General features: G+C 53.1%; 17 protein-coding genes. 8 read left to right on the plus strand and 9 right to left on the minus strand.

Features of this window, described 5'->3' with window-relative positions; all coding sequences use genetic code 11:
* Window positions 1-5: 5 nt before the first annotated feature.
* Both ACKI5T_RS10885 and ACKI5T_RS10890 read left to right on the plus strand, forming a co-directional pair.
* Entirely contained in the window at window positions 6-1,385 is a 1,380-nt protein-coding gene (locus tag ACKI5T_RS10885) for an amidohydrolase family protein (RefSeq protein ID WP_407437366.1), read from the plus strand.
* Window positions 1,386-1,874: 489 nt separating this feature from the next.
* Window positions 1,875-2,609, plus strand: coding sequence for a class I SAM-dependent methyltransferase (locus tag ACKI5T_RS10890; RefSeq protein ID WP_407437368.1), 735 nt, complete (start codon window positions 1,875-1,877; stop codon window positions 2,607-2,609).
* On the opposite strand, the gene ACKI5T_RS10895 is transcribed toward ACKI5T_RS10890, so the two are convergent.
* Window positions 2,603-3,205 (minus strand): short chain dehydrogenase, encoded by a 603-nt coding sequence (locus ACKI5T_RS10895; protein ID WP_407437370.1) that lies wholly within the window; start codon window positions 3,203-3,205, stop codon window positions 2,603-2,605. The genes ACKI5T_RS10890 and ACKI5T_RS10895 overlap by 7 nt on opposite strands.
* Window positions 3,206-3,302: 97 nt before the next feature.
* Here ACKI5T_RS10895 and ACKI5T_RS10900 point away from each other — a divergent pair, with 97 nt between their 5' ends.
* On the plus strand, window positions 3,303-4,199 hold the full coding sequence (locus ACKI5T_RS10900; protein WP_407437372.1) for a LysR substrate-binding domain-containing protein: 897 nt from the start codon (window positions 3,303-3,305) through the stop codon (window positions 4,197-4,199).
* 23 nt (window positions 4,200-4,222) lie between these two features.
* Here ACKI5T_RS10900 and ACKI5T_RS10905 read toward each other — a convergent pair whose 3' ends face one another.
* Window positions 4,223-4,786 (minus strand): Ail/Lom family outer membrane beta-barrel protein, encoded by a 564-nt coding sequence (locus tag ACKI5T_RS10905; RefSeq protein WP_407437374.1) that lies wholly within the window; start codon window positions 4,784-4,786, stop codon window positions 4,223-4,225.
* A 295-nt stretch (window positions 4,787-5,081) separates the two neighbouring features.
* Window positions 5,082-5,474 (minus strand): YdeI family stress tolerance OB fold protein, encoded by a 393-nt coding sequence (locus ACKI5T_RS10910; RefSeq protein ID WP_015960129.1) that lies wholly within the window; start codon window positions 5,472-5,474, stop codon window positions 5,082-5,084.
* 145 nt (window positions 5,475-5,619) lie between these two features.
* Between ACKI5T_RS10910 and ACKI5T_RS10915 the strand changes: the two genes are divergently transcribed.
* The 3 genes from ACKI5T_RS10915 to ACKI5T_RS10925 are packed head-to-tail and all read left to right on the plus strand — an operon-like array spanning window position 5,620 to window position 7,125.
* Window positions 5,620-6,132, plus strand: coding sequence for a hypothetical protein (locus ACKI5T_RS10915; protein ID WP_407437376.1), 513 nt, complete (start codon window positions 5,620-5,622; stop codon window positions 6,130-6,132).
* Between the two features lie 9 nt (window positions 6,133-6,141).
* Complete coding sequence (locus ACKI5T_RS10920) at window positions 6,142-6,591, plus strand: DUF421 domain-containing protein (RefSeq protein WP_407437378.1); 450 nt, start codon at window positions 6,142-6,144, stop codon at window positions 6,589-6,591.
* 9 nt (window positions 6,592-6,600) lie between these two features.
* Entirely contained in the window at window positions 6,601-7,125 is a 525-nt protein-coding gene (locus ACKI5T_RS10925; protein ID WP_407437380.1) for a 2-oxo-tetronate isomerase, read from the plus strand.
* 12 nt (window positions 7,126-7,137) lie between these two features.
* On the opposite strand, the gene cydB is transcribed toward ACKI5T_RS10925, so the two are convergent.
* The 6 genes from cydB to ACKI5T_RS10955 all read right to left on the minus strand — a co-directional run bounded on the left by cydB (window position 7,138) and on the right by ACKI5T_RS10955 (window position 11,823).
* Window positions 7,138-8,148, minus strand: a complete 1,011-nt coding sequence (cydB, locus tag ACKI5T_RS10930; RefSeq protein ID WP_407437382.1) for a cytochrome d ubiquinol oxidase subunit II — start codon at window positions 8,146-8,148, stop codon at window positions 7,138-7,140.
* Entirely contained in the window at window positions 8,148-9,551 is a 1,404-nt protein-coding gene (locus ACKI5T_RS10935) for a cytochrome ubiquinol oxidase subunit I (RefSeq protein WP_407437384.1), read from the minus strand. The genes cydB and ACKI5T_RS10935 overlap by 1 nt, the downstream gene beginning before the upstream one ends.
* 77 nt (window positions 9,552-9,628) lie before the next feature.
* Window positions 9,629-10,501, minus strand: a complete 873-nt coding sequence (locus tag ACKI5T_RS10940; protein WP_407437386.1) for a manganese catalase family protein — start codon at window positions 10,499-10,501, stop codon at window positions 9,629-9,631.
* A gap of 17 nt (window positions 10,502-10,518) precedes the next feature.
* A complete protein-coding gene (locus ACKI5T_RS10945; protein ID WP_407437388.1) occupies window positions 10,519-11,025 on the minus strand; it encodes a ferritin-like domain-containing protein in 507 nt (168 codons plus the stop codon).
* 26 nt (window positions 11,026-11,051) lie between these two features.
* Complete coding sequence (locus ACKI5T_RS10950; RefSeq protein WP_331389508.1) at window positions 11,052-11,546, minus strand: ferritin-like domain-containing protein; 495 nt, start codon at window positions 11,544-11,546, stop codon at window positions 11,052-11,054.
* Window positions 11,547-11,637: 91 nt separating this feature from the next.
* The gene (locus ACKI5T_RS10955; RefSeq protein ID WP_015960120.1) at window positions 11,638-11,823 is read right to left on the minus strand and encodes a general stress protein; all 186 of its coding nucleotides are present in this window, start codon (window positions 11,821-11,823) and stop codon (window positions 11,638-11,640) included.
* A 697-nt stretch (window positions 11,824-12,520) separates the two neighbouring features.
* Here ACKI5T_RS10955 and ACKI5T_RS10960 point away from each other — a divergent pair.
* Both ACKI5T_RS10960 and ACKI5T_RS10965 read left to right on the plus strand, forming a co-directional pair.
* Entirely contained in the window at window positions 12,521-13,702 is a 1,182-nt protein-coding gene (locus ACKI5T_RS10960) for a PLP-dependent aminotransferase family protein (protein WP_407437391.1), read from the plus strand.
* A 97-nt stretch (window positions 13,703-13,799) separates the two neighbouring features.
* Complete coding sequence (locus ACKI5T_RS10965) at window positions 13,800-14,318, plus strand: DUF6622 family protein (RefSeq protein WP_407437393.1); 519 nt, start codon at window positions 13,800-13,802, stop codon at window positions 14,316-14,318.
* The last annotated feature ends 12 nt before the right edge of the window (window positions 14,319-14,330 follow it).

Below are 14,330 nucleotides of genomic sequence, written 5' to 3' on the forward strand. Positions count from 1 at the left end.
ATAAGATGAATGAGAATAAAAGCCGCCGGGAATTTATCAGCCAGAGCGGCAAAATGGTCACCGCCTGCGCGTTGTTTGGTGCGACCGGTTCTGTCGCGTATGCTGCTGATTCTGCGAAACAGACCTGCGAGACCGGCAAACCGATGAACATCACCGCGAAACACTATTATCTGGATAACGTACTGCTGGAGGCGGGTTTTCACTTCGACGGCGATGTGGCCGTCAGCACGCGCACCGAACTGAAAACGCTGGAAATCAAAGACGGTAAAATTGTCGCGCTGCGTGATAACAAAAACCATGTCGACGCCACGTTGCCGCACTACGATGCAGGCGGCAAGCTGATGCTCCCGACGATGCGCGACATGCATATCCATCTGGACAAAACGTTTTACGGCGGCCCGTGGCGCTCGCTCAATCGTCCGGCGGGAACCACCATTCAGGATATGATCCGCCTCGAACACAAGCTGTTGCCCGAGTTGCAGCCTTATACTCAGGAACGCGCGGAAAAACTCATCGATCTGATTCAGTCGAAGGGCTCCACCATTGCCCGCAGCCACTGCAATATCGAACCCACTTCCGGCCTGAAAAATCTGGAAAATTTACAGGCGGTGCTGGCGCGTCGCACCGCCGGTTTTGAGTGTGAAATCGTGGCGTTTCCGCAGCACGGTTTGCTGCTTTCAAAATCAGAGCCGCTGATGCGCGAGGCGATGCAGGCAGGTGCGCACTACGTTGGCGGGCTGGATCCGACCAACGTTGACGGCGCGATGGAGAAATCTCTCGACACCATGTTCCAGATTGCGCTGGATTACGACAAAGGCGTGGACATTCACCTGCATGAAACCAGCCCCGCGGGCGTAGCGGCGGTCAATTACATGGTCGACACCGTCGAAAAAACGCCGGAGCTGAAGGGCAAACTGACGATCAGCCACGGCTTTGCGCTGGCGATGCTCAACGAACAGCAGGTCGACGCGCTGGCAACCCGCATGGCGGCGCAGCAGATCACGATCGCTTCCACCGTGCCGATTGGCACGATGCACATGCCGCTCAAACAGCTGCGCGACAAAGGGGTATTTGTGATGACGGGCACCGACAGCGTGATCGACCACTGGTCGCCGTACGGCCTGGGCGACATGCTCGAAAAAGCCAATTTGTACGCGCAGCTGTATATCCGTCCGAACGAGCAAACCCTGTCTCGTGCGCTCGGGATCGCCACGGGTGACGTGCTGCCGCTCAACGACAAGGGCGAGCGCGTATGGCCGAAGGCGCAGGATGACGCCAGCTTCGTGCTGGTGGATGCCTCTTGTTCGGCCGAAGCCGTGGCACGCATTTCGCCGCGAACCGCCACCTTCCATAAGGGGAATCTGGTATGGGGTACTGTGGGGTGATGCGCACAAATTACGTCCTCTCCTTTTTGGGGAGAGGAATCTCCAGTAATTGTCGTTTCCACAGCGATGAAAATGACGCCATCTAAATATCAGACTTACAGCGATGACATGGTCCGGCTGTAAATCGCCGAGTCGTTGACTGAAGGCCGGGGCGACGCGCATAGATGCGCGGCGCGGGCGCATTTACAGGGACGTTGCAGCGCCCGTCCCCGACAGCCGTAAGGAATAAGATGAGGGGCACCGCGAAGCGGCGATTTTCTTGCCGGGCGCCCTGGCACGTTCAGCGGCTCCGTCATCATAGATAAGCACGAGTCTGGCGTGAACGGAATAACCTCCTGAGCCGCATGCTCCCCCTCACCCCAGCCCTCTCCCCAAAGAGGAGAGGGAGTACATTGTACAAATTGTCAATGTGTGGGGAACTCTCAACCTTTGGGGAGCGCGCAGAGCGAGAGGTATACTCTTAAGCACATTCTTACAGAGGGATCTCACATGGCACAGAATATCTACGACGATCCGGCGTTTTTCGAAGGCTACGCGCAGCTTCCGCGCTCGGTGCAGGGGCTGGACGGCGCACCGGAGTGGCCTGCACTGAAAACGATGCTGCCGGATTTGCGCGGGAAATCGGTAGTCGATCTCGGCTGCGGTTACGGCTGGTTCTGCCGCGTGGCGTGGGAAAGGGGAGCCACGCAGGTGACGGGCGTTGATATCTCGGAAAAAATGCTCGCACGCGCCGCGGAGCTGACCGACGACGCGGCGATTCACTATCAACGCAGCAGTCTGGAATCACTGGCGCTTGCAGAAAACAGTCTCGATCTGGTTTACAGCTCGCTGGCTCTGCACTATTTGCCGGAACTCGACACCCTGTTTGCCAAAATCCAGCGCGCGCTGAAACCCGGCGGCAGTCTGGTGTTTTCGATGGAACATCCGATCTACACCTGTGCGTCGCGTCAGGGTTGGCTCACCGATGATAACGGTGTGCGCTTTTGGGGCGTGAATCAATATCAGCAGGAGGGCGAGCGGGTCAGCAACTGGCTGGCGGACGGTGTTATCAAATATCACCGCACGCTTGGCACGACGCTCAATGCGCTGATTGCGGCAGGGCTGACGATTCGTCAAGTCAACGAATGGGGGCCAACGCAGGCGCAGACGGATGCCTGGCCCGCGCTGGCTGAAGAGGCGGAACGCCCGATGCTGGTGCTGATCGCGGCTGAAAAAACTCAGTAACCGACGTTGTACACCCGCCCGCTCTGGACGCCCTCGACGCTGCGGCGATAAGCCAGCGCGACGGTCGCGGCGGGTACGCTTTCAAAGCCCGGAAAAAATCCGTCATAGGCTTCGGCTGATTCGCTCAACACCGTAGGGCTTATCAGGTTGATACGAATGCCGCGGGGCAGTTCGCAGGCGGCGGCGCGGACAAAACCTTCCAGGGCAGCATTTACCGTGGTGGCGTTGACGCCCTGGGCAATCGGCTCGTGCGCCACAATGCCGCTTATCAAGGTGATCGAACCGCCTTCATTCAGATAATGCTGGCCGGTCAGCGCCAGTCGGACCTGGCCCAGCAATTTGTCCTGCAATCCCTGATTAAAATCACTGTCTTTCATGATCGCCAGCGGGCCAAAATGCAGGCTGCCACTCGCGGAGACAATCGCATCCACCGGGCCGATTTTCTCGAACAGCGCCTGGACGCTCTCCTGCGAGGTGATATCCACCTGCTCATCACCGTTTGTGCGACCCACGCGGATCACCTCGTGGCGACGGCTCAACTCTTCCGTTACCGCACGACCTACTGTACCGCTGGCACCAATAATGACAATTTTCATCGCTGACTCCTCATGTTGTGTGACTCCATTCTTTAATAGATTAAATATGAGATAAACTGGGCTAAAGTTAGATGATTGCTAATCAGGGGTTTGTAATATGGATAAGCTTCGCGGCATGGAGACGTTTATCGCGGTGGTCGAGAGCGGCAGTTTTACCGGTGCCGCGTCACGGCTGGAGATGTCAGCGGTGATGGTGGGGAAATACATCGCGCTGCTGGAAACACAGCTGGGCACGCGCCTGCTGGAGCGCAATACCCGTCGTCAAAGCCTGACCGATGCCGGACGCGTGTACTTTGATGAGGCAAAACGCGTACTGGAGCAAGTGTCGATTGCGGAAAGTGCCGTCGAGCGATTGCGCGCTGCGCCTGCCGGAACGCTGCGCGTCAGCGCACCGACGTCATTTGGTGGCTGCGTGATTGCGCCGCTCACCGCCACGTTTTTGCAACTCTGGCCGGACGTGCGGGTTGAGTTGGATCTGACGAACCGGCGGGTTGATCTGGTCGATGAAGGTATCGATCTGGCGATCCGCATAGGCGATATTCATCACGACGATCTGGTCGCGAAATATCTCTGTCCCTATCGGATGGTGATCTGCGCGGCACCGGAATATCTGGCGCGACACGGCACGCCGCAAACACCCTCCGATCTGGTCGATCATTTATGTCTGTCGCATACGGTGTGGACGGCGCGTAACGAGTGGCGGCTGCCGGGCGTCGAAGGAGAGGTGCGCTGGAAGCGCGACGCGATTTTACGCTGTAACGATGGCTACGGTTTACGCATGGCGGCGATTGCCGGAGCGGGTTTGCTGTTGCAGCCTGAAGTGCTGGTGGCAGAAGAGTTGGCGAAGGGAAAATTGATACACGTGCTGGAGGATTTTACTCCTGAGCCAAGGCCGGTGCATCTATTGTGGCGTCAGGATTTGCGTCCGCTGCCAAAACTCACGCACTTTATTGCGCATATTTTAGCGGGTGCACAAACGCTGACCTCTCCCTGACGGGGAGAGGTCAATTCAACAGACTAGAAGCGGTAACCTACGCCCACGTTCCAGCCATTGATAGAGTAGCTGTCGCCCTCCAGATCGGCATTGGTGCCTTCGTAACCCACGTTAATCGCCAAATCGGTGGTTGGGTTAAACTGCACGCCTGCGCCATAAGCGAAAGAGGTCGATTTTTCAGAGATGCTGTCTTTCTGAGTGTAGCCATCGCCCGCGTTAACCCATTTGGTGTCGCCATCCGCTTTGGTACGGGCAATACCGCCCAGAGCATACAGAGAAACGTATTCGTTAATACGGTACGCTGGACCAGCCATCAGTGAGTAATATTTCACCTCAAGGTGATTTTTCACGGAGTCAGAATCGATATAATAATTGTCATCTTGATCGCCGCTCATATAGGTGAAAGAACCCATTACGCTCAACGGGGAATCCCATTCATAACGGTACTGTGCGTTCACGCCGCGAATATTTTTAAAGGTCTCAACTTTGCTCTGCGCATAACCGAGAGAAAAAGTATGATTATCCGCCAGAGCAGCGCCGCTGACCAGGCTCGCTGCGACTACTACCGCCAGAGAAATGTGTTTCATTTTCCGTAATCCTTTGTGCCGTTTTTGTTGATAACGCCGAATAATATCGGCAAACATGTCATGGATATTCCATGACAAAGAAAGCGATCAAAATTGTTGGTTTTTTTAGCAGGTGATGAAATGGGGAATAATCCTAAAGGACAGATTAATCCTGGTATTTGCATCCCAGATATTGGTAGGAGTTACGGTATTCAGCGTTGGCTTTGGTGAGATTTAGCTTAAGGCGGTAAATATCGCGCAGTGCAAAGTGAGTGGATATCTCTCTTTACTTTGCACTGCGCAGACACATCAATCGCTATTTTTGAATGTGATCCACTCGCACGACCGGCGGCGTCATTTTCTTATCCAGACTACCGTTAATGCTGATCATATTATCGGGTTCAACCGTTCTCCCATCAAACACAGACTTCGGGATAATCGTGTCGATTTCACCTGTCTTGTCGCGGAATTTATATTTATCGCCGCCGGAGCCGTCAATTAAATTACCGCGCAGCGAAATGGTCGCACCGTCGTGCATCTCTTTGGCCTGCTCAACGGTCATGGTTCGCGCATTTTCCGTCCCACGATACCCATCATCGATCGCGTGCGGCGGCGGTGGTGCTTCGCCTTTTTGAAGCCCGCCACTGTCATCGGCCCATGCCGTTGGGATGAGCAAACAACAGAAAAGTGGCGCAAGGGATAATTTCATACTGACCTCCAAAAAAGTGAAACCTGGCTTAATATTAAGTCTGGTTGTTGATTCATTATCTGGCAAACGGGATGAGTCCTAAAAGATAATTGCGTTAAGAATCATCTCGCTAAAAGCGTAATAAGCGAAATGGCAGAGGGGATAAATGACATCGTCACATGATCACCATGACAAATTACCCGGCGTTAAAGAGAACCGCTTTGCGCTCAATTTTGAGTCCGGGTTTCAGTCGATAGGTTTTACGGTTTTACTGTGCATCATTCTGGCGGCAGTGCTGGGATTGTTTTCCAATGGTTATTTCAGTTCAGCGCAAAAAAGCAATATATCTCAAAGGCTAAGCGTGAATTACGAACGCTTTGGTCGATTGCAAACCGAATTCAAACTTCATTTCACCGTTCAGCCTCAGAACACGGATAAGTATGTCGTGAGCCTTGGCGGGAAATTTAATGAGGATTTCCAGCCCGGGAGTATCTCTCCTCAGCCCGACAGCATGTACAGCCGAGGGAAAACGCTCTATCTGGTTTATAACAATGTGAATAATGAACGTCATTTCAGCGTCTGGATGTATGTCACCCCCACTGTTCCGGGAAAGTCAGTGAGTTCTATTAGCGTCAATGACCAGCCAGGTATCACGTTCTGGCAGTTTATATATCCTTAGGAGAGCGATATGGAGATGGTATTCCGGGCGATCGCCATTTACCTTATTCTACTGGTGGTGTTTAAAATAGCCGGTCGTCGCGCTTTATTGCAGATGACCAGCTTTGATTTGATCCTGCTGCTGATTATCAGTGAAGCCACACAGCAGGCATTGTTGGGCAACGATTTCTCGGTCACCGGGGCAATGCTGACGATTGTCACGCTGGTGGTGGTGGATATTCTTTTTGGACTGATGAAGAAGTACATCTCCGGCGCAGAGTCTATTCTTGATGGGGCGCCCGTTATTTTGCTCGAAAATGGCCTGCCTCTGTCTGACAAACTCAAAAAAGTGGATGTCTCCTGTGCCGATATTTTAGTCGCTGCGCGGCAGAATCACGGAATTACAGAGTTCAGTAAAATCAAATACGCCATTCTGGAACGTAACGGTCATATTTCCATTATTCCTGTAGAAAGTGAGTAGGGTGTCCTGATGAGTACTACCGCCTATAACGAAGCGAAAACAACGGGCGAGCTGACAAAGCAGGTTGCGAATGTCCTCACCGAGCGAGAATTAATGTTAACCACTGTGGAATCCTGTACCGGCGGCAATCTTGCCACGTCGCTGTGCGCTGAGGAAAACACCGCCGCTTTTTATGACGTCGGGTTAATAACCTTTAGCGATGAGGCGAAGCAGAAAATATTGGGCGTCCAGGCGAGCACGCTTGAGAAATATACAGCCGTCAGTGAACAAACCGTCAAAGAGATGTCGGCGGGGGCGCTCGCGCGGGCAGGCGCGGATATCAGCATTGCGATCAGCGGATACGCCGGGCCTGATGGCGGCGATGATGGTACCCCTGCGGGCACCGTCTGGTTTGCGTGGAATTATCACGGTGAGATTTCGACGGACAGAGTGCTCTTTACCGGCGACTGCCAGGACGTCATCGAAAAAGCCGTGCGCTACGCGCTGGCGCAACTCATTGTGAAGCTGTCCGTCTGGAAAAAGCGCAAAAACTAGCGCGCGGTTCGCTCAATGATACCCCTCCGTCCCTGACACTTTTCCCCTGAAGACGTAATAGCTCCATGCGGTATAAACCAGAATCACCGGGATAATCAGCAGCGTGCCGACCAGCATAAACACTTGACTGGCCGGCGGCGCGGCGGCGTCCCAGATCGTGATGCGTGGCGGAATGATGTGCGGCCACAGGCTGATACCCAGGCCGCTAAAGCCGAGGAAAATCAGCCCCAGGGTCAGCAAGAATGGGCGGGTGTGACTGTGTACGTTATGCGTGAGTCGCCAGATCCACAGGCTAAAGACCAGCACCAGAAGCGGCACCGGCAGGAAGTAAAAGAAGTTTGGCATCGAGAACCAGCGGTCGGCGACGTACTGCCAGCCGAGCGGCGTCCAGATGCTGACCACTGCAATCACCCCCATCAACGCCAGCAGGCAGTGACGCGTCAGCTCACGCATGCGAATTTGCAGCGCGCCCTCACTTTTCATAATCAGCCACGTCGTCCCTAAAAGGGTGTACGCCACGATTAATCCCAGCCCGCAGAACAAATTGAATGGCGTCAGCCAGTCCAGCGAAGAACCGGCAAAGCGGCGACCTACAACGTCAAAGCCATTGATCATCGCGCCGACCACGATGCCCTGGCTAAACGTCGCCAGCAGCGAACCGCCGGCAAAAGAGTAGTCCCAGAATTTGCGGTGTGATGGCGTGGCTTTAAAGCGAAACTCGAACGCCACACCGCGAAAGATCAGGCCAATCAGCATGGCGGTGAGGGGAATGGTGAGCGCATCCACAATCACCGCATACGCCAGCGGGAAAGCGCCAAACAACCCGGCACCACCGAGCACCAGCCAGGTCTCGTTGCCATCCCAAACGGGGGCGACGCTGTTCACCATAATGTCGCGCTCTTCGGGATCGCGCACGAAATTAAATAGCACACCGATGCCCAGATCGAACCCATCCATAATGATGTACATCAGCGTGGCAAAGACGATTATCGCAAACCAGATAACTGAGATATCGACACCCATTATGGCTTCTCCTGTTCCGGAACGGATTCAGCGGCGGACAGCGGACGGGCAGGTGTACCGGATGTGTTCGAGGTGAGCGTATCCACTGGCTGTGGCCCTTTCTTGATAAGCCTGACCAGGTAGAGATACCCGACGCCAAACACCGAGCAATACACCACAAAAAAGGCGATGAGACTGATGCTCATCTGCAGCGTGCTGTGCAATGAAACTGCGTCACGCGTGCGCAGCAAACCGTAAACGACCCACGGCTGGCGGCCCACTTCGGTGGTGACCCAGCCCGCCAGAATCGCAACCAGACCCGCTGGCCCCATACACAATGCAAACCACAGGAAAGGGCGCGAATGGTAAAGACGGTGCCGATAGCGGAGCCACACGCTCACCACGCCCATAGCAATCATGAGCAGACCCAGGCCAACCATCACGCGAAACGACCAGAAGACGATCAGCGAATTAGGGCGCTCGTCTTTCGGGAACTCTTTCAGCGCGGGGACCTGTTTATCCAGGCTGTGTGTCAGGATCAGGCTGCCGAGCGCGGGGATTTCCAGCCCGTATTTGGTGCGTTCCTCTTCCATATCGGGGATGCCGAACAGCAGCAGCGGAGTGGCTTCGCCGGGCCGATTTTCCCAGTGGCCTTCGATAGCGGCAATTTTGGCGGGCTGATGTTCGAGCGTGTTCAGCCCGTGCATATCGCCGACGAAAGCCTGAATCGGCGCGACCAGCAGCGCCATCCACAGTGCCATAGAGAACATTTTGCGCACCGCAGGCGTATCGTTGCCGCGCAATAAATGCCACGCGCCCGATGCGCCAACAAACAGGGCGCTACTCAGAAACGCCGCAATCGACATGTGGAAAAGGCGATAAGGGAAAGAGGGGTTAAAGATCACCGCAAACCAGTCTTCAGGTATGACCTGACCGTTGGCAATGCTAAAGCCTTGCGGGGTGTGCATCCAGCTGTTTGAAGCGAGGATCCAGAACGTGGACATCAACGTGCCCAGCGCCACCATGCAGGTGGCGAAAAAATGCAGCCCAGGCCCGACTTTATTCCAGCCAAACAGCATCACGCCCAGGAAACCGGCTTCAAGGAAAAAGGCAGTTAACACTTCATAGGTGAGGAGGGGACCGGTGATACTTCCGGCGAACTCGGAGAATCCGCTCCAGTTAGTGCCGAACTGATACGCCATCACCAGGCCTGAAACCACCCCCATGCCGAAATTGACGGCGAAGATTTTCAACCAGAAGTGATACAGCGATCGCCAGACGTCATTTTTTGTTCGTAGCCACAGCCCTTCCAGCACAACAAGGTAACTGGCAAGACCGATGGTTATCGCGGGGAAAATGATATGGAAAGAGACGGTAAAAGCGAACTGAAGCCTGGCCAGATGAAATGCGTCGAGTTCGAACATGATCCACACCCCACAAACACAAAATCATGCCCCGCCGTTGGCGGGGCATGGAGGACTGTCGAGAAAAACCCGTTGTGTTACGGTTTTTTCTTCCCGGCGCCCAGTTCAGCGCCAGTTAGCGGATCGGCTTCGGGATCGGATTGCGTCCGTTTGGCCATCGCTTTGAGCAGTGTTTTTTGCTTCGACGACAGCGCGACTTCTGCACCCCCGTCTCCACCGTCAACAGCAGGCTGCGGGTTTTCAACGTAATCGAAGTGCTTATCGCTGTTCCAGCTGCCGCGAACTTCACCGCCTTCCGACATATTGTAGTACTTGTTGGTGTACTCCTCGACCGGCGGAAGTTTGCCCGGCGGGAAGTTATTACGAATGGACTGCAACGCCTTCTCAAATGACATCTGGTGCGCCGCTTCGCGGGTCATCAAAAAAGCTAACGCATCTTTCACGCCAGGATCGTCAGTGACGTTGATCAGGCGCTCGTAGATGATTTTGGCGCGGGCTTCCGCCGCAATATTGGAGCGCAAATCCGCCGTCGGTTCACCGATGGTATCGACGTAGGCGGCGGTCCATGGCACACCCGCCGAGTTAGTGAGGGCTGGTCCACCACCATAAAGCAGAGAGGTAATGTGGCTGTCGTTACCGTTTGCCGTCAGCGAGCGATACAGATCGGCCTCATTTTCGGTCCCTTCTGCCAGTTCGCCTTTGGCTCCTTTATTCAGCATGCCGACCAGCGTGCCGATAATTTCCAGGTGGCTTAACTCTTCCGTGGCGATATCCAGCAGCAAATCTTTGCGGCCCGGATCGTCATCGCCTAACCCTTGGGTAAAGTAACGGCACGCGGCTGCCAGCTCACCCTGGGGGCCGCCAAATTGCTCAAGCAGAAGATTAGCCAGGCCTGGATTCGGCTCGGCAACGCGAACGGTATACTGTAATTGTTTGACGTGTCTGAACATGCTTCTGCCTCCCGCAATTATTTTTTAGCTTCGACGCCTTTCGCGTCTGAACGCAGCAGAAATTGTTCTGTCGTCGTTGGGATATGCTGAATCAGCCAGTCAGCCATCGCCTGTTCTTCGGCAAGAATGGATTCAATCGCCGGGATCGAGGCGGTATCTCCCGCCCTTTTTGCCGCCGCCAGCAGCGAGGTATAACAGGCAATTTCGAACTGCTCAAAAACGTACCCGCTGATCGAGCCTTTGACGATCTCATCGGACGGGAACATACCGCCGATAGACTGCCCCAGCGCCGCCATTTTGCTCATGGAGTCTTTTATCACCGAACGGGAAATATCATTTCGATCCAGGATCTCTTCCAGCACGGCGATTTGACGTTTTGTCTCGCTAACGTGTTGTTCAATGCGGGCGCGCACGTCAGGATAATTATCGATACGGCTGACCATCGACTCCAGCATGGATTCAGCTTGCTTTTCCATCGCATGGGCATCGCGTAGCCAGTCATGGTAGTGTTCTACGTGATTCATTATTATCGTCCTCTGGTGATGTCGAATTATGCCTGGGCTTTTTGATTGATATTGCCAACGGCTAAATCGGTTAATTTCAGGTCGGTAGATTTTTCTTCTTCCAGCGTTTCGGTCAACAATTTGACGGCTTTTTTATAGCCTAATTGCTCCGCCAGAGTCGCGAGCGTGCCGTAACTGGCAATTTCGTAGTGTTCGACTTTTTGCGCCGCAGCAATTAATGCGGCGTCCCGAACTTCATTTTTTTCAGTGCTTTCGATAACTTCGTTGGCTTCTTCAATTAAGCCTTCCATCGCCACACACTTCATGCGTTTAATTTTGAGATTCGGTTCCTGCTCTACTATCTGATCGATACGTTCAATTTGTCCTTGCGTCTCTTCAAGGTGAGCTTTAAACGCAGCGCTTAATTTTTCGCTTGAGGCTTCACGGGCTAATTTAGCCAAACCACGCGTAAGCTGTTTCTCTGCGCTGTACGTATCTGATAGCAGGTGAATAAAGACATCTTGCAGCGTTTTCATATTCATAGGGTTTCCTCACTTACACAGCAAAATACTGCGAGTCCGCAGGCTCGCAGAGTGCTCTTAAAAGTCATGACAAATTTAAGAAATATAGAGCTTAGGACTTGTCAGATTTACGACCACCGCCGTGACTGTTCTGACCGCCTTTCTTACCGGCTTCGGAGGCACGTTGCGGATCGTTTTTAAAGTTCCCACCGCTTTGCTGACCTCCTTTTTTCCCTGCGTCTGATGCTTTTTCACGGTCTTCAGCGAAATTACCGGAACCACCACGATGCTCTGCCATAATATCAACCCTCTTGGTGCATTTACGTCAGGAAGATACGTCATAAAATCGTATCTGTTGTCGTTCAGTACTTAAACTTAGTCGCTATTTTAAAGGTGTCAAACGGCGTAATTTTTAATTGGTTGGCCGATTTCTAATGAATGCAGAATATATCGCTTCGCTTGTTGGTGAAATATTAAGGCTATAAGTTGATAGTTATTAAGAGAAGTTGGGCTGATAGCAGTGGGATAAGTCTGCGCCGCTTCGAATCAGGATGGGATGCCAGGCGTGACGGGGGGCTTTACAACTTTTTACAAAACCTTTTACGGCATAGAATACCCTGGGTTATTCCGCTTGTAAGATAAATCTTAAATTCGGTGGTGGTGTTTAAAATACAGATTTTGTCGTGGGGTGATCTATTTTAGGAATAATGGATGGGTGGGCGTTTTCATGCTCTGAAATAGGTTGGTGAGCGTTTATTAATAATGGTTATGACATTCTGATTGTTGATATTCATTAATTAAATGCAGGTTGTGTGTTACATAATATATCGGTTCAGGGATTCTGCCTCTATTTCTTTGTGCTCACCCCCTCACGCTCAAGAGCCGTCAGCGTGATACCTTTCATGCGAACAGGCACAAAAATGATTATCAAAGCGCAAAACATGTGTTACTAAGTTGTGACCATCATAAAAACAGATAATACAGGTATTAATAGCGTGACAACTCATAAGCTCGCCACCAGCGTCCAGGCTCTGCAGTCCTCCGCCATTCGTGAACTCTTAAAGCACAGTAAAATGCCCGGCGTCATCTCACTTGGCGGAGGCATCCCTAACCCTGAACTCTTTGATCATGAAGGGTTAAAGTTGGCGTCCGAGGCCGTGCTTTCTCACCATTTTGGCGAAGCATTTCAGTACGGTTTGAGTGAAGGTTTCCCGGAATTACGTGAGGCCATTCAGCAGATTTCTGCCGAGCGCGGTATTCAGTGCAAGGCCGATGATGTGGTAGTGACCTCCGGGTCACAGCAGTCTCTGGATATTCTGGCGCGCGCATTAATCAATCCTGGTGATACCGTTGTGGTCGAACGCCCAACGTATTTGGCCGCGTTGCAGGTCTTTAGCCTGGCGCAGGCGAATATTGAATCGGTCGGAACCGATGGCGACGGAATGAAAGTCGACGAACTTGAAGCGCTGGTAGCGAATAAAACTATCAAAGCGGTTTATATCGTTCCAACGTTCGGCAACCCTGGTGGTGTCACGCTTTCGGAAAGCCGCCGGAAACAGCTGGTAGAGCTTTCTAAGCGTTATGATTTCGTCATTATCGAAGACGACCCCTACAGCGAAATTAATTATACCGACGACGTTTTCCGTCCACTGATGGCGCACGCCAAAGCCATTGGTAACGAGCAAAATGTCGTTTACACCTCTACCTTCTCCAAGATCCTGTCGCCGGGCACTCGTGTGGGCTGGGTGATTGTTCCTGAATGGCTGAAAAGGGCTGTCGTCAACCTGAAGCAAACCACCGATCTGCACACCAGCACGCTGTCGCAGTTGATGACCAGCGAATATCTCAAAACCGGCCGTTTGCCTGCGCAGATTAAGATGATCCGCGAAGTGTACCGTCAGAAATATCAAACGTTCTCTCAGGAGCTGGAAGCTGAGCTGGGCGATATTATGACGTTCCACAAACCGAAGGGCGGGATGTTCCTGTGGGCCAAAATGAATAACGGGATTAACACCACCGCCTGGCTTGAAAAAACGCTCAGTAACGGTGTCGTGTATGTTCCGGGTGAGTTCTTCTATTGCAACGAACCGGATCATTCCACGCTGCGTATGTCGTTTGTGACGGCGACGGAAGAGCAACTGAAGGAAGCGGTGAGACGCCTGAAAATTTCGTTGTAATGCCAATCCCAACGCATGATGGCGTCCATGCCATTATGCGTAATAATGACCGGGTGTATCGACGCAACGACATTAAAACCTGTGGACGGTAAAACCTATGATGGAAACGCTCTCTCAAATTGTGATCCACACACCCGTCTGGGTATGGGTTTTATTTGTCTTTCTGGTAACCCGCGGTATCAAAGCTCGTCAACCTGCTACCGTGACGCTGGAAAAACTCGCCATCATCCCGGCGATTTTCCTTTTCTGGGATATTTACGATCTGGTGATGCATCGCCAGTTGACCCTCAGTACGTTCGCGTTGTGGATTGCCGGGATTCTGGCTGGCGCAGCGCTGGGCTTTGTGCTTGTTAAGCACGTTTCGGCCACGCGCGCAGCAGCGCCCCGCAGCATTCATCGTCAGGCCGACTATTCGGCGCTGCCGTTTATGATGCTGGCGTTTCTGGTGAAATACGTTCTGGGCGTAATGACGGCGATGTCCCCGGGAACGCTGCAACAGCCCGGCATGAGCGCATTCGCCATTATCTCCGGCGGCGTGTTTGCGGGCGTGTTTTTAGGCAAGTTCACCCGCTACCTGAGCGTCTACTTTTCCGGTGCGCCGCAGCAGGTGGGGTGATTTAAGCCAAAT

It is taken from the genome of Lelliottia sp. (assembly GCF_045627565.1).
GTDB lineage: Bacteria > Pseudomonadota > Gammaproteobacteria > Enterobacterales > Enterobacteriaceae > Enterobacter.